This is a genomic window from Sphingomonas cavernae (assembly GCF_003590775.1).
GTDB classification, from domain to species: Bacteria; Pseudomonadota; Alphaproteobacteria; order Sphingomonadales; family Sphingomonadaceae; genus Sphingobium_A; species Sphingobium_A cavernae.
Genome location: NZ_QYUM01000002.1, coordinates 1,294,381 through 1,309,990, shown reverse-complemented (window position 1 = coordinate 1,309,990; position 15,610 = coordinate 1,294,381). Strand labels below are relative to the sequence as shown.

General features: G+C 64.8%; 12 protein-coding genes. 3 read left to right on the top strand and 9 right to left on the bottom strand.

Annotated elements, in window-relative coordinates:
- Nucleotides 1-128: 128 nt before the first annotated feature.
- On the top strand, nt 129-5,783 hold the full coding sequence (locus tag D3876_RS06395; protein ID WP_182911892.1) for an autotransporter domain-containing protein: 5,655 nt from the start codon (nt 129-131) through the stop codon (nt 5,781-5,783).
- Nucleotides 5,784-5,865: 82 nt separating this feature from the next.
- Here D3876_RS06395 and D3876_RS06390 read toward each other — a convergent pair whose 3' ends face one another.
- The 9 genes from D3876_RS06390 to D3876_RS20200 all read right to left on the bottom strand — a co-directional run bounded on the left by D3876_RS06390 (nt 5,866) and on the right by D3876_RS20200 (nt 13,343).
- Nucleotides 5,866-7,206: a DUF1552 domain-containing protein gene (locus tag D3876_RS06390; protein ID WP_119760427.1), complete on the bottom strand. Its 1,341-nt coding sequence runs from the start codon at nt 7,204-7,206 to the stop codon at nt 5,866-5,868.
- Complete coding sequence (locus D3876_RS06385) at nt 7,203-8,918, bottom strand: DUF1592 domain-containing protein (RefSeq protein ID WP_119760425.1); 1,716 nt, start codon at nt 8,916-8,918, stop codon at nt 7,203-7,205. The genes D3876_RS06390 and D3876_RS06385 overlap by 4 nt, the downstream gene beginning before the upstream one ends.
- A complete protein-coding gene (locus D3876_RS06380; RefSeq protein WP_119760424.1) occupies nt 8,915-10,129 on the bottom strand; it encodes a hypothetical protein in 1,215 nt (404 codons plus the stop codon). Before D3876_RS06380 ends, D3876_RS06385 begins: the two co-directional genes overlap by 4 nt.
- A 58-nt stretch (nt 10,130-10,187) precedes the next feature.
- Nucleotides 10,188-11,003: a COG4315 family predicted lipoprotein gene (locus tag D3876_RS06375; protein ID WP_182911891.1), complete on the bottom strand. Its 816-nt coding sequence runs from the start codon at nt 11,001-11,003 to the stop codon at nt 10,188-10,190.
- A gap of 31 nt (nt 11,004-11,034) precedes the next feature.
- Nucleotides 11,035-11,505 (bottom strand): c-type cytochrome, encoded by a 471-nt coding sequence (locus tag D3876_RS06370; RefSeq protein ID WP_238475267.1) that lies wholly within the window; start codon nt 11,503-11,505, stop codon nt 11,035-11,037.
- Between the two features lie 72 nt (nt 11,506-11,577).
- A complete protein-coding gene (locus tag D3876_RS06365) occupies nt 11,578-12,240 on the bottom strand; it encodes a cytochrome b/b6 domain-containing protein (protein ID WP_119761116.1) in 663 nt (220 codons plus the stop codon).
- A 5-nt stretch (nt 12,241-12,245) separates the two neighbouring features.
- Nucleotides 12,246-12,596 carry a high-potential iron-sulfur protein gene (locus tag D3876_RS06360; protein WP_238475266.1) on the bottom strand — a complete coding sequence of 117 codons (351 nt, stop codon included), beginning with the start codon at nt 12,594-12,596 and terminating at the stop codon, nt 12,246-12,248.
- A gap of 13 nt (nt 12,597-12,609) precedes the next feature.
- A complete protein-coding gene (locus D3876_RS06355) occupies nt 12,610-12,921 on the bottom strand; it encodes a hypothetical protein (RefSeq protein ID WP_119760419.1) in 312 nt (103 codons plus the stop codon).
- Between the two features lie 233 nt (nt 12,922-13,154).
- The gene (locus tag D3876_RS20200) at nt 13,155-13,343 is read right to left on the bottom strand and encodes a hypothetical protein (protein ID WP_147417597.1); all 189 of its coding nucleotides are present in this window, start codon (nt 13,341-13,343) and stop codon (nt 13,155-13,157) included.
- Between D3876_RS20200 and D3876_RS06350 the strand changes: the two genes are divergently transcribed.
- Both D3876_RS06350 and D3876_RS06345 read left to right on the top strand, forming a co-directional pair.
- Nucleotides 13,342-14,082, top strand: a complete 741-nt coding sequence (locus D3876_RS06350) for a response regulator (protein WP_119760417.1) — start codon at nt 13,342-13,344, stop codon at nt 14,080-14,082. The two genes, D3876_RS20200 and D3876_RS06350, sit on opposite strands and share 2 nt — an antisense overlap.
- Nucleotides 14,082-15,455, top strand: a complete 1,374-nt coding sequence (locus D3876_RS06345; protein ID WP_119761114.1) for a sensor histidine kinase — start codon at nt 14,082-14,084, stop codon at nt 15,453-15,455. The genes D3876_RS06350 and D3876_RS06345 overlap by 1 nt, the downstream gene beginning before the upstream one ends.
- The last annotated feature ends 155 nt before the right edge of the window (nt 15,456-15,610 follow it).

The window sequence follows — 15,610 nt, the reverse complement described above, 5'->3', positions numbered from 1 at the left end:
TACCATGATCAGGGGATGATGCGCTTGGCGTACAACGATATGCGCAGTCCAGCCTGCGGGACGCGACCCCTGCAGGCAACATATTCCGGGGGGAATCGATCACAATGGCGAAGTTCAAGACGCGTTGCATGTTTACGTCCGCACTGGTGGCGGCGACGGGATTTCCGTTTGGCGGGGCCGTTCAGGCCGCCGACTATGGACTCCACCTGACGCAGAATGAACTGGTGTCGGTCGAATATCCCGAGACCGAGACCGTCGAAGGCGACCGGATCGGCATCTTTGCCGAAGCGGCCACGCTCACGTTGGACAATGAAGGCACGATCCGCGGCAACGGCGGCTATGACGGCTTTGCCGGCCCGATCGAGGGCGGGATCACGGCCGCAGGCGGCCCTCTGACGGTGACCAATTCGGGTGAGATCAGCGGCGCCGGGCACGGCATTTCGACCGCCTATTTCTATAATTCAGCCACCGGCCAGCTTCTCGGTCGCGCGATCGGCAATAGCATCACCAACACCAGCACGGGCACGATCCGCGGCGAGAGCAATGACGGCGTGCGGCTGATCGGCGGCGGCACGGTGACCAACAGCGGCGATATCATCGGCACGGGCGCGGCGGGGGCCGACGGCATCTCGATGTTCGCCTATCAGGGCCCGGCGGCAACGGGCGCCAACAGCGTCGCGCAGGATCTGACCGGAATCACCTCGATCGGCACCGTCGACAATCTGGCGGGCGGCACGATTTCGGGCCAACGTTTCGGGATCATCTCGTCCAACGGCGGCACCGTGCACAATGCTGGCGAGATTTCGGGCGGCGTGGCGGGCATTAGCGTGCGCTCATTCGTGCCGGGCATGGTCGGCGAGGTCACGAACGGCGGCACGGTCGCGGGCGGAACCGGCGTGATCTTTGGAGACGCTGTCGGCGTGGGATCGCTCGCCAGCGCATCGCTCGACAATGATGGCGATATCACTGGCAGCGCCAGCTACGGCATCGTGAACCATATGGACAGCCTGCTGACAGTGACCAATGGGGCGGACGGCACGATCACCGGCGCACTCAGCGGCATCATGTCGGAATTCGGGACAATCGAAGTCACCAATGCCGGCGATATTCGCGGGGGCGGCACCGCGGACAGCATCGCCGCACTGCCCGATGCGGGCATCGTGATCGGGCAGCCGGGCTCGCGCGTGGTCAACACCGGTATGATCTCGGGCGCCAATGCGGGCATCACCACTACCGCAGCCTATAATCGTACCACTGGGGCAACTGTGGGCGTCGCGCGCAACACAATCGTCGAGAACAGCGGCACGATCATCGGCGACAGCAATGACGGCGTGCGACTGATCGGCGGCGGCACCGTCACCAACAGCGGGACGATCGAGGGACGAGTCGATGGTGCGCGCGCCGATGGCGTCAGCACCAACGCCTTTACCGGACAGGACATCAGCGGCCCCGATCCGATCGGCACGGTCATCAACCGGACGGGCGGCACGATCTCGGGTGCGCGCGGGGGTGTCTTCCACTTAGCGGGAGGCGTTGTCGAAAATGCGGGCGCGATCACCGGCGGCGCAGTGGGTGTTCAGATCCAGAATACCAACCCGACGCTGGTCGAAGCGAAGGTTGCCAATAGCGGTACAATCACGGGTCCCGACGGAGTCGTGGTCCTCCGTAACATCAGCAGCAGCACGGTAACCAATAGCGGCACGATCACGGGCACGGCGGGCAATGGCGTCTATCAGGGCGGATCGGGGGCGATGACGCTCACCAACGCCGCAACCGGCACGATCACCGGTACGACATCCGCGGTGCTCGCAGACCTTGGCGCGATCCATATCGACAATGCAGGCAAGATCCGGGGCACGGGCAGTTATGACGGCTTCGCGGCACTTCCCGACGGCGGCGTGACGCTCGTCACCGGGCAATCGACGATCACCAACAGCGGCGAAATCTCGGGCGCGGGGCATGGCATCTCGACCGCCTATTTCAACAATGCCGCAACGAGCCAGCTCGAAGGGCGCGCGCTCAATACCCAGATCACCAACACCGGCACGGGCACGATCCGCGGCGAGAGCAATGACGGCATCCGCCTGATCGGCGGCGGCACGGTCACCAATAGCGGCGCGATCATCGGGACTGGAGGGCCGCTTGCCGACGGCATCTCGATGTTTGCCTATCAGGGGCCGGCGGCGACGGGCGCCAACAGCGTCGCGCAGGATCTGACCGGCATCACCTCGATCGGCACCGTCAACAATCTGGCGGGCGGCACGATCAAGGGCGATCGCTACGGCATCATCTCGTCCAACGGCGGCACCGTGAACAATGTGGGCGAAATCTCGGGCCTGACGGGCGGCGTGCGCATCCAGTCCCCTGTGGCGGGTCTCATCGGCACCGTCGACAATGGCGGCACCATAACGGGCGGACATGGTGTCATCTTTAGCCAGGCGCTTGCTTCGGGTTCGCTCCGGAACAGCGGCACCATCGCGGGCACCACAGGACGCGGCGTCTTCAACGATATGGCCGCGCCGCTCACTGTCGAAAACCGGGCAGGCGGCACGATCACCGGCGTCACAAGCGGCATCCTGTCCGAACTTGGCGTGTTGACGATCACCAATGCGGGCACGATCCGCGGCGACGGCACTGCCGACAGCCCTACCGCGCTGCCCGATGCGGGTGTAGTGATCGGACAGCCGGGCTCGCGCGTGGTCAACAGCGGCCTGATCTCGGGCGCCAATACGGGCATCACCACCACCGCGGCGTATAATCCCGCGACGAACGCGATCGCAGGGGTGGCGCGCAATACCGTTGTCGAGAACAGCGGCACCATCCGCGGCGACAATAATGACGCCGTAAGGCTGTTCGGCGGCGGCAGCGTCATCAACAGCGGCACGATCCAGGGCGTCGCGGGCGCGACAACCGATGGCATCACGATCCAGGCCTTTAGCGGTCAGGACACCAGCGGCCAGACCGCCATTGGCACCGTGACCAACCAGGCCAGTGGCGTCATCTCGGGCGCGCGCTATGGCGTGCTGATCGCGAGCGGCGGCGTCGTGGACAATGCCGGCACCATCACCGGGACGCTGAACGGTCTCGTCATCGGCAAGCAGAACACGGCTGGCAAGACGGCCGCGCTGACCAATAGCGGGACGATCAACGGCGGCGTGCATCTCGACGTCGATAGCGCGACCGCGACCAACAGCGGCACGATCCGCAGCGGCACCGGCGTTGCGTTCTCCTCGCTCGGGGCGGTGACACTCACCAATAGCGGTGCGCTGACGGGTGGAGCAGGAACTGCCGCTACGCTGAGCGGATTCGACGACAGCCTGATCCTCAAGACAGGCTCGGTCATCACCGGCGCCGTTGACGGCGGTGCGGGCGTCGACAGCGTGACGCTTGACGGAACCAGCGCCGCAGCAACGGCGGCGCAGTCACTCACGCAGATGGACGGGTTCGAGAAGCTGTCGGTCGACCGGGGCTATTGGAATACCGCGGGCGCCGTCGGCGCGTTCGATCAGGTGACGATCGGCGCCAATGCGACGCTTCGGCTGAACGAAGTGGCCGCGCCCGCTGGCGCGGCGAGCCCGATCGCGACGACGTCGGTGGTCAATAACGGCCTGCTGGTCTTCAACTTCGCCGATGGCAGCGCGCTCGACGACGCCGACGCGCTCGTCATCTCAGGGAGCGGCGGCGTCCGGCTCGAGGGCGAGGCGATCATCACCGTCGACACCGGCGCGCTCGCCTATACGGGCCTCACCGACATCGCGAATGGCGGGCTGATCCTGACGGGAAGCCTTGGCAGCGACGTGGTCACGTCGGGCGACGGCATTTTCCAACTGGGCGACGGCGGCACGACGGGCAGCTTCACGGGCGACCTCGTCAACAATGGCAGCTTCGTTTTCAACCGCTCGGACGATTATGATTTCCTCGGCGATTTCTCGGGCACCGGCGACTTCGCCAAGATGGGCGCCGGCACGCTGACCTTTGCGGGCGGCTACAGCTACACGGGCGTCACGCGTATCCTCGGCGGCACGGTGCGGCTTGCGGGCCAGATCGATCCCGAGACCGAGATCGACCTCGGCGCGGGCACCTTTGACATCAGCGGCACCTCCCAGACGATCGCCTCGCTTTCGGGCACGTCACAGAGCGACGTCGTGATCGATGACAGCACGCTGACCGTCGATCAGGACAGCAACACCGAATATGCGGGCGAGATCACCGGCGACGGATCGCTGGTGCTCACCGGCGACGGGCGGCTCAACCTGACAGGCAACAGCACCTATACCGGCCCGACCACGGTTGAGGGCGGCACGCTGTCGGTCAACGGCTCGATCGTTTCGACCGTCACGGTCGACGACGGCGGCACGCTCGGCGGCAACGGCACCGTGGGCGGCGTGGTCGCCGTGTCCAACGGCACCGTGGCGCCGGGCAACTCGATCGGCCGGCTCCAGGTCGCGGGCAATGTCAGCTTCGCGGCGGGATCGGTCTATGAGGTCGAGGTCGAGGCCAGCGGCGCTGCGGATCGTATCGACGCAACGGGCACCGCAACGCTGAGCGGCGGCACCGTCGAGGTGCTCGCGGCGAACGGCCAGTATCGCGGCCGCACCGATTACACGATCCTGACCGCGGCGCAGGGCGTCAACGGCCGGTTCGGCACGGTGACGTCCAACCTTGCCTTCCTAACCCCAAGCCTCGGCTATTCGGCCAATGCGGTGACGCTGACGCTGCTGCGCAACGACATCGACTTCGCTGCGGTCGCCGCGACGTCCAACCAGACGAGCACTGCGAACGCAGTCGAAGCGCTGGGCGTGGGCAACACCCTGTTCGAGGCGGTTTTGGTTCAGAATGCTACGGGTGCGCGAACGGCCTATGACGCGCTGTCGGGCGAGATCCACGCAAGCGTCGCGTCGGGCCTGATCAACGACAGTCGCCATGTGCGCGATGCGTTGCTCGCCAATGGCGGTGGTGAAGGCGTTTCGATCTGGGGGCAGGGGCTGGCGAGCTGGGGCCAGGCCGACGCGCAGAACGGCACAGCCAAGGTCTCGACCGACCAGCGCGGGCTGATCGCGGGCGTCAATTGGGGCGGCAACGGCTTCAGTGTCGGACTGGCGGGCGGCATCGGCAACGCCGATTACCGCGCCGACGCCCGCTCGAGCGACGCGGATGCAGACAGCAGTTTTGTCGGCGGCCAGGCCGGTTACACGGCCGGGCGTTTCTCGATCCGCGCGGGTGCGGCCTTCGGCTGGCACGATATCAAGACCACGCGCTCGGTGATTTTCCCCGGCTTCAACGAAACTGCTGCCGCCAGCTACGATGCTACCAGCCGGCAGTTCTTCGGTGAGATTGCCCATGCGTTCGATACGGGTCCGGTCGCCATCGCGCCCTTCGCGCGCTTTGCGCATGTCCGTACGCATACCGAAGGCTTCACCGAAGCTGGCGGCGCGTCGGCGCTCACGGTTGAGGATGATGCCCGCAAGGTCGATTTCCTTTCGCTCGGCCTCAAGCTGGACGGCGCGGTCGAGCTCGGCGGCGGCGCCCGCTTCCTGCCGCGGCTGACCGCCGCCTGGCAGCATGGCTGGGGCGATCTCGAAGGCCGCGCCGGCTTGCGCTTCGCCGCTTCCACCAACGTCTTTACGGTCGTCGGCGCGCAATTACCGCGCAACGCGGTGATGATCGATGGCGGCTTCGCGGTCGAGTTCGGCGCATTCAGCATCGGCGCTGCCTATGTCGGATCTGCCGCCGAGCATTGGGCCGATCACGGCGGGAAGCTGAGCTTCGGCTGGCGCTTCTGATCTGATGGATTGGCGGCGGACCCGAGCCCGGGCCGCCGCCATGCCCCAGTCCGTGCCAGTGGAAAGGGCGTAGCGATACCCTTCAAATCATCAATTCTCTCAGCGGTTTGTTGGTTTCGAGGCTTTCGGTCCCCCAGCGATCGACCGCAACGCCCATCGCCTGCTGCAGCGTCAGCCCCACGCGGCTGACGGGGGTTCCCTCGCCGGCTATGTGCAGCCCGGTGCGGACACGCCCGCCGCCCGAACCGGCTGTCATCATCGGGATGTTGTCGATCGTGTGGAACTTGGCGAACTCGGTCTCGCTGTGCGCGAAGACCAGCGTGTTATCGAGCAGCGTCCGGTCGCCCTCCTTCACCGCGTCGAGCGCCTTGATGAAATAGACCCACGCCTCCATGCACTTGTTGACGAAGAAGGTCGCTTCGGGCTGGTAGCCCAGTCGGTTGTCGAGAACTTCCTCGTGCGTGAGTTGGTGATGCGTGATCGTGCTGCCGATCCGCGTCAGCGACGACGCGCCATTGTTGAAGTTCATGTTGAAGACACGGGTGTTGTCGCAGGCCATCGCCATGACGAGCAGGTCCGCCATGATTTCGTGGTTGCGCATCACATTCTCGATTTCGGCATTGACCGGCAGCTCGGGCACCTTGCCCGGCACCACGCAGCCCTGCATCGGCTCAGGTTTGGTGAGCTGGACGTCGAGCTGCTTTTCGAGCTGGCGCAGCGAAGTGAAATACTGGTCGAGCCGCTGGCGATCCGAGGCGCCCAGCCGCGATTCAATCGCCTGACGCTGTTCGGTGACGCCTGAAAGTACGCTGCGCCGCGCGAGCACCGCCGGGTCTGGCGTGAAGCTTGCGCTGTTGGGATCTCGAAAGCCGGGGCCGAAGATCCGCGTATAGAGCGCGGCGGGCGACACTTCCGCGGGATTGAGGTTGCCGTTGCCGCGCCCCGACAGCGAGTTGCGCGGATCGCCGGTCGCCGAAATCTCAAGCGAGCGGAAGCGCGTGCGCGTGCCGATCACGTCGCCGATCGAGACGTCGAAGGATGTTCCCGGCAGGCCGCGATCGGACGCGATCGCCATGCCCGTGCGGATGCCGATGCCACCGCTGATGTGCGGCAGGTTGGGTTTGCCGTCGAGCGGAAGCGTGAAATCGCTTAGGATATTGATCTTGTTCTTGAAGGGCTCGATCGGTGCGAGTTCTTCCTTGAGGTCGTAGTCCGCGCCGATCTTGCTGGGAAACCAGCGCGGCGGGTTGACGCCCAGCCCCCAGAACCATGTCCCGAAGCGGACGGGCACCGGCGCGCCCGTCGCCGCCATCGCCTCGCCATTGACGTCGAGGAATATGTCGAGAAGCGGCAGGCCGATGGCGACGGCCATGCCGTTGACTGCGCCTCTCAGCGCGGTCCTCCGATCGAGCGTGAAGGTCATGGCTTGGCTCCCGTCTTGCTGCGGTTGGGGGACATCATCGCTATCGTCGTGCTGCCGATCGGGCCGGACGTGATCCGATAGGCTTCGGGCATGGTGGCGACGCGCAGGAAAAGCGCCTGGATGCGATAGCCATCCGCCTCGAAACCCTGCTCGATCGCGCCAGCCAGCGCGCCTTCATCCTCGGGCACGCGCCCGGTCGCATACTGGAACGCGCGGCCGGCCACGCATTCGGTGGTGGATTTGCTCGCGGCCATTGCCTTGCCGAGGCCGGTATTGCCCTGGAATGCCGCGCCCTCGAATACGCCGCCGGTGTCGATGACGGCGCCGTTCTCGCGCGGACGAAAGGCGCCGATGCCGTCAAAGCGTTCGAGGGGAAGGCCGAGCGGGTCGGTTATCTTGTGGCAGGCGGCGCAGACCGGATCGGTGTTGTGCGCATCGAGCCGGATTCGCGCTGTCGGCATTGCCTTGCTGTGCACTTCCTGCACGGCGGTGAAATTGACGTTGCCGGGTGGATTGGGAACGGGCTGGCAGAGCAGCAGCTCCCGGATCGCGCGTCCACGCAACGTGGGTGAGCTCCGCCCCGAATGCGAATAGAGCGCAAGGAACCCGGCCTGACCCAGCAGGCCGGCGCGATCGTCATCGGCGTCCAGCTCAAGCGGCACCCAACCCTGTGAGGCGCTGACCTGCGTCTGGTAGAGCGGCCCCAATGCGCGATTGATGAAGGTCTTTCGCGTCGTGAACAGCTCGCGATAATCGCCCTGCCGCGCGACCAGATGGTCTACTATCGTCCGCAGCATCTGTTCGGGCATCGCCGCCGCGACATCGCCGTTGAATCGCGGATAGACGACCTGGTCCTTCGCCATCTCGTCGAACTTCTCGAACAGCAGCATGTCCGCGAAGAAGGCACGCACGCCGTCTTCCAGCCGGGGCGACCGAACCATGCGTTCGGCAACCCTTGCAAGTTCGGCCTGATCGGTAAGTCGCCCCTCTGCCGCCGCCTGAAGCAGCGCCTCATTGGGTGTCGTGTTCCACAACAGGAAGCTCAGCCGGGCAGCGCGCGCGTAGTTGTCGAGGCGAAGGTTGCCGGGGCTCGTCGGATCGGGTTCGGCGCTTTCGATGACATAGAGGAAATTGGGCGACACGAGCATCGCCGCGAGCGCGAGCTCCAGCCCCTTGTGGAACGACCCGGCGGGGGCGACCGCATCGCCTGCGATCTTCACATAGCCCGCGACCTCGCTTTCGGTAAGCGGCCTGCGGAACAGATAGCGACCGATCGGGACGAGGACCCGGGCGGCGCAATCGGGATCGGGCGCCGTCGCGTCCCTCGGCGTGCAGGCCATGAACTGCGCGCGATTTTCCTCCGCGAAGACCTGTAACGCGATGTTGCGTGCCATCGCGTCGAACTGCTCGAGGCCGGCGGGCGAGATCGTGGAGGCCGCGGCTCCCGTGGCGATCAGTTCGTGGACGGGCCGCACAATGGGCTCAAAGCGCCCGGCGACCGTGATGTCCGGGCCGAAGATGTCGGCGATGCTGTTGCGATACTGCGCCTCGGTCAGCCTCCGCATCGCCACGATCTGCCCGAGTGGGTCCTTGAGCGCGGCGAGCCATGGCTCGGTGGCTGCAACTTGCGGGGTATTTTCGGCGGTACAGGCCGCCAGCGCGAACGCTATGAGAAGTGCGCCGCGCGCGCGTTTGAAGCGAGTGAGCGTCATTTGCGCGCCACCTTCGCTTCGGGCAGCCGGTCGTTGACGAAGGCGGGGACCGCGGTCGCCTCCAATCCGCTGGAAATCGTCGTGCACTGGCCGGTGTTTGGATCGCGGTCGCCATCGGCCATGTTGCGGAGCGCCGCGTACATTGCCGCGCAGTCATAGCCTGCGGTCGTTGCCGCCCCTATGCCACCGATCGAGGCGCTGGCCATCACGTTCCAGAAAGGCTGGTAGCCGCCCACCAGCCCCTTGAGCGTCCCGTCGGGCTGGAAAGCGAGGCGAAGACGTCCGCGCCGCAGGTCCCATTCAGTACGCATGCCCCTTATATCGCGCGCCGATCCCTGACCCCAGGTCTGCCGCAGTCGGATGTCGGTGGGCTCGGTCATCAGCACGCCCTTCGCGATCCGCCCACGCAACACGTTGCGATGGCGCGCATTCCCGGTGACGGTGTAGCTGGCGCCGAAGATGAATTTCTGGCGCGAATCGACGATCGCGCGATCCTCGCTATTGGCGTAGATCACCTCGACATCAGGATCGTCGGTCAGGCTGTCGACACCACGCAGCAGCAGCACTTGCGTGTGCTCGCCACTCACCAGGAACTGGTCGAGCCCGCGGACGATATCTCCGCCCATGCCGTCGACCCCGCGCCAGGTGCGCACGCAGCCCATGGCGCGCCACATCTGGTTGTCTATTCCCGCTTCGCCCGCGGGGCTGGTGAAATTGTCGTGCGCGCAGCCCCCGGCATTCCCACCGCCATTCGCGCCGTCATTGCCGGTGTCGTCATCGAGGTTCAGCCCATAAGCCACTTTGCCCCGGACCGTGCGCTGTGGCGGCCGATCGAACTTGTCGGGATGCGAGCAGATGTTGAGCCCATCGGGACCGAATGCGGTGCGCTGCCAGTTGCTGGTCAGCTCCTTTTCGTTCGCCTTGTCGAGCAACCGCGTGCGCTCGGCCGGGGCGACGGTCTGCAGATAATTGTCGCGCAGCGTGCCGGCGAGCCCTTCGGGACAGTCGCCCTCGCCCTGATGGACGGCGGGGGCGAAATGGGTGACGATGAAGCCCATCTCGCCATTGGCGGGCGGCGCGGGCAAGGCCGGCGCGGCGGCGTGCGCGGACGTCGTCAATTCACCGCCGCCCGATCCGGGCGAGAGCGCAATCACCGCCACCGGGAACACGCCCAGCGCGATAGCTCCTTGCAGTTTCCTTCGCCGTTGCATCTCTTGCCATCCTCTTCGTTACTGTCGCCGCTTGCGGCGCTGTTCTGCGGGCGGTGCTTCAGGGATTGAGCAACACGGCTTCGGCAGGGATGTCAGCCAGGTTGCTACTCCTGATCCGGTAGACGGGCTTGCCGCCATACACCCATTGGGCATGGTCCTCGCCTTGCCGCACGGCCCATTCACCCATGCCCCGGCGCGCCATGCCCGATGCGAAGACCAGCCAGCCGGCGCATGGCTCGGCGCATGATTTCGCTTTGGGGCTGAAGAGCAGATTGCCTTGCGTATCGGCCAGAACATAGGCACCGTCGATGAAGCGCGCCTCGACATTCGGCGGTGCTGCAAACTCGGGCACGGGCGGAACATATTTCAGCGTGTTCCACGTATAGCTGTCATCGCCGTCATGCGCGGTTGAACCCGGCCGGTCGCCCTTGCGCGTGAAGACCAGATGGACGCGCTTGTAAGTCCATTGCGGTCCTGCGGGCCCCGGCATGACCGTCCAGTCACCGCCATCGCTCGCTTTTTGGGCGTCCTCTCCACCCGGAGCGATGCGCGATCCGCCGAATTCGGGAGACACGGGCGCTTGCGTTGATCCGGGCGGCGCCAGCAATGGCTGCCATTCGTCAAGGCACGGCCCCGAACAATAGACAAAGGGCTTGCCGGTGCGGCCGGTGACGGCGCGAACGTCCATGCCGTAGAGCGTCAGGCCCCGACGATCGACATAAACGCTGTCACCCTCGACTGCCTTCACCGATATGCCCTCGGGAAAGCGATCCGAGGCGGCCGCCAAAATGTCCATGTCCGACGCCTGCCCCCAAAGCTGGGCGGGCTGCGCGGCCATGGCGACCACCGCCAGACAATTGCGGATATTCTTCATCACGCGTCTCCTTCCTGCCCGACCGCGTCGATCAGCGCCGTTCCTCGATCCGGAAGCTGCGATGACAAACGGTGCAGGTTTGCCCCAGCGCCTTGGCCTGCGCGCGCATCCTGGCGACGTCGCCACTCGCGGCGACCGTCGCAAAGGCATTGGCCTGCTTCGCAAAACCGTCCTGCGCGGTCTTGAACGCCGCCGCCTGGCTCCAGATTTCGGGCTTGGCGGCGGTCTTCACACCCGGCTTTGAGCCGCTGCCCGCCGGAAACCAGCCATAATGCTGGCGCGCATAGTCCCTGATCTGGCGCGCCGAGAGCTGGATCACATATTTTTGCGGTGTGCTCGACTTCAACTCGTCATTAATGTTCTTGAACGCCGCGCCGACCTCCCGGAACCCCGCAACACGCATCGCCACGATATCGTTCGGTGCAGCAAGCAATGGTGCAGCCAACGCACAGATCACGACGAGAGCGCCCGCTTTCCAACCCGGTTTCATGCCTGCCGCCATTCGTCTCTTCCTTGTTTAACTTACTATTCTTGTTCGCATGCCCGGCCCGAGGCAGGCCGGTCCGCGCCACGTTCAGAAAGCGGGATCCGCAAATATCCACCAGGCAGCCGCGCCCGCCAGCGTCAGCGAGCAGAGCAACTGGACGACACCGCCACGACGAACGGGTACGGCTGGTTGCAAGGCAGCCTTGGTGCCCGTCAGCATCGGCCCGACCAGATTTTGGCGACGCACGAGGAGATAGAAGACGACCGCCGCGACGTGCAGCGCAATGAGCGCGAGCAGGATATTGAAGCTCGTGTCGTGAATCGCCGAGGCCAGCCGGCCCTGCTCGAAGTCGACAAGGTGGGAAAGCGGCCCGGACTCGATCCCGTCGATATCGACAGCGAACAGGCCGGTGACGACCTGCGCACCGAGCGCGAGAAGCATCGCGACCACGCTCCACCCGCCCAGCGGGTTGTGTCCGATTTGCTCCGGCGCGGACTGGTCCCCCTTCCACCACGCCCGGATTGCGCGGGGTCCTTTCAGGAAATGCCTGAAGCGCGCGGTCTGCGTGCCCAAAATTCCCCAGATTACCCGGAAAATGAGGAGAAACAGCACCGCCTGTCCCGACAGACGATGCCAGTCCATCCGGTAGTTTTCCGCGCTCCACCATGAGAAGGCCAGCAGTCCGACCAGCGACCAGTGAAAGATGCGGATCGGAATGTCCCAGACAAATTGCCGGTGCGGATCTGGCATGGCGATCAGCCTTTCGCCGCCCATGAATCGCACACCGCATCAGGCGACACGACGCCGCCGCTCAGCAACGCGCATTTGCCGCAGCCATTGCCCGACGCGGTAAAGAAGGAGCACGCGCCGCATTTCTTTTTCGGGTCGGGCGACGGCGCCTTGAAGCCGAGCGATTTGCGCATGCTTTTCTGCGCCGCGGAGAGCGTGGCTTGGTTGACGCAATCCGCCGCCCGAGCTGCCCCGGAAAGGCCGGCAAATCCCAGCGGCAGGCAAGCGAACAGCGTGAGCGCGGATCGGCGCGTCCACGACGCATTCGGGTCGCGCGGTGCTGCGTGCGGCTGATTTGTCATGGCTTGTCGTCCCATCGCCAACCTGTCCTTATTTGGCGGGCAGCTTGGCGAGTTCGACGTCGATCTTCGCGAGGACCATGTCGCTCAGATCCTCGGGCGCATAGCTTTGCAGCGCCTTGAGCGGCATCGATCGCACGGCATCGATCTGGGTGCTCGATGTGATCCGCGGCGCGTGTTTCGCAAGGATTTGTCGGGCGGCCGGATTGTCCAGCAGGTCGCCGACGGGGGTTTCTGCGGTCGAGTATCTGGCTGGCTGCTCATGCGGCGCGGCCTGTTGCGCAAGGACGGGGGACGGCGCCGCCATCATGGCCATAAGCGTTGCGAGAACGAGCTTGCGCATATCATCTCCCATATTCCTCCAGCCCATTTATTCGGGTCGGGACAAGCACGACCTTGGGCCTGCTAGCGCCGACTTTGACGGACTGGCTTGTTGGAGTGATATAGCAGCAACCTCGCTGATTTTTTTGTCGGCGCCGACACGAAACCCCGGAAATCTGGGGGAGCTCCGCCCATATGGGCTGGCAGCCTTGGCGACGGGCAGAGGTCGGCCGGCGCAATCGGGCCATCGCGCCATCATTTTGCATCAATTGTGTCAGCATTGGCAAAGAACGACAAACCGTTGCCGCTAAAGTCGCTATCATGTCCTGATGGAGAGGCGCGCTTGAACCGTAACCAGCCTTTTGCCGATTGTCCGTGGGCATGGCCGGGCCATGCCGAAGCGTGGCGCGGACCGGAAATATGAGCAATGCAGTTGGATGCCATGGATGAACCCCTCAGCACTGGCGGGCAGGAGCTGTTTCAGCCCAACATCCTGATCGTCGATGACGATCCTTCGCTGCGATCGCTTGTACGCAATTTCCTGGTCGATCAGGGTTATGCGGTTCTGGAAGCCGAAGATGCGCCTTCGATGCGCCGGGTTCTGGCGCAGTCGGAAGTGCACATCATCATTCTCGACGTGATGATGCCCGGGGAGGATGGCCTTTCGGTCGCCCGCTCGCTCGTGCAAAAGGGCGACCTCGGCATCATCATGGTTTCCGCGCTGGGCAGCGAGACCGATCGTATAATCGGCCTCGAGGTGGGGGCCGACGATTATCTGCCCAAACCCGTCTCGCCGCGCGAACTGCTCGCACGAATACGCGCGCTCCAGCGCCGTCGGCGCGCCTCCGCGGGTGCTCAATCGGCCGCTGTCCATTACTGCTTCGAAGGATGGCGGCTTGATCCGGTCAGACGCGTTTTGCGTGATCCCGGCGGCGTGATCATCAGCCTTTCGGAAGGCGAGTTCGGCCTGTTGCTTGCATTGGTCGAGCGCCCCCAACGGGTTTTGAGCCGCGACCAGCTTCTGGAGTTGTCGCGCGGCGATGATTCCGACGCCTTCGACCGTGCGGTCGACACGCAGGTCAGCCGCCTCCGCCGCAAGCTCGCGACACGGATGCATGGCGAAATCATCCGCACGGTCCGAAGCGAGGGCTATATGTTTCTGCCGTCGGTCAGCCGCGGATGATGGGCCGGATCGGCGGCTGGTTCGAGCGCTTCGCGCTGTGGATGAACTCTATCCAGGCATATATCCTGGCGCTCGTCCTTGGTGCGATAGTGGTGCTTACCGCGCTGAGCCTTTCCATCATGTTTTACGTGACGCCCGAAGTTGGTGCGCCGATTTCGGTCTATGAAATGTCTCGCATGGTTCGCGGTCAGCCGCTTGCGCAGGACACGCCTTCGATCCGCTCGCGGATACAGGCTGTTGAGCCGCGGCGATCGGACGACGATGCTGAAAAGCTGATCGCTGCCGCGTTGGCCCATCGGCTTGGAGTGTCTGGCGGCGACGTCCGCGTTTATCTCAACGACGGGGATCGCGGTCGTCACGACCTCATGGCGCGCGAGATGGCGTTATATGGTGGGGAAGGCGCCGCCGATCCGATCGTGTTGGGCAGCTTCACCATAGCGGTCAGAACATCATCGGGGCAGTGGCGGATGATTACGCGCGAGGCGCGCAACCCCGATACGCTCTGGCAGCATATCGGCCGGAATTCGGTCCCTATCGGGCTGCTGCTGATCCTTCCCTTGAGCCTTTGGGTCAGCGCCCTGCTGACGCGTCCCATCCGCGCCTTCGCCGCTTCGGCCGAAAGACTCGGCGCGGGGATCGAGGAAAGTCCGGTGCCCGTAGAGGGCCCGACCGAAATCCGTATGGCGGCGCGTTCGCTAAACGAGATGCAATCGCGCATCTCGCGCTACATACGCGAACGCACCTCTGTCGTCGGCGCGATCGCGCACGATTTGCGAACGCCTCTCGCCCGGCTTCACTTCCATCTCGCCTCGGCGCCCGAACATGTCCGCAAGGCGGCGGAAGAAGAAATCCGGCAGATGGAGCAGCTCATCGGCACCACGCTCGATTTTGTCGACAATGAAAGCAGGCCAAGGGTGATGGAACCGCTGGAGCTCGGCCTGCTGGTCGAAGGCGTCGTCGACGATTTCGCCGACATGCAGCACGATGTCGCCATCAAGCATGCAGAGCCCATCACGATCGACGGGGACATGATCCTGCTCAAGCGCCTGTTCACCAACCTCATCGACAATGCGGTGAAATATGGCGACGCCGCCAGCGTCTCCGTGCGACGCGAGGGTGAGGCCGCCATAGTCGAGATCGCCGACAAAGGTGCCGGCATGACCGACGAGCATATCGCGCGCGCCTTCGAACCCTTTTTTCGCGGCGAGCCCTCGCGCAACCGGAAGACGGGAGGAGCAGGCCTCGGCCTTTCTATCGTGCAGTCCGCGACCGAGGCGCATGGCGGGACGGTGGAACTGAAGAGGCTTGCCACAGGGGGCATGTGCGCGCGGATCGCCCTGCCGATTCCGGCGCAATCCCGCGAACGCGCCTGACGCGCGGCATCGCTGCGCCGGGGCGATCCATTCTGACCATCGGGCCAGCCGCCTGCCGGTTTTCGCGATACCTGACCGCCGGATCCGGTCGGCTCCCGGCAATTCGTTGCTGGCCGCTTCCCCCCGCGCGAATCCCTTGCTAAGGCCCCGCCCGA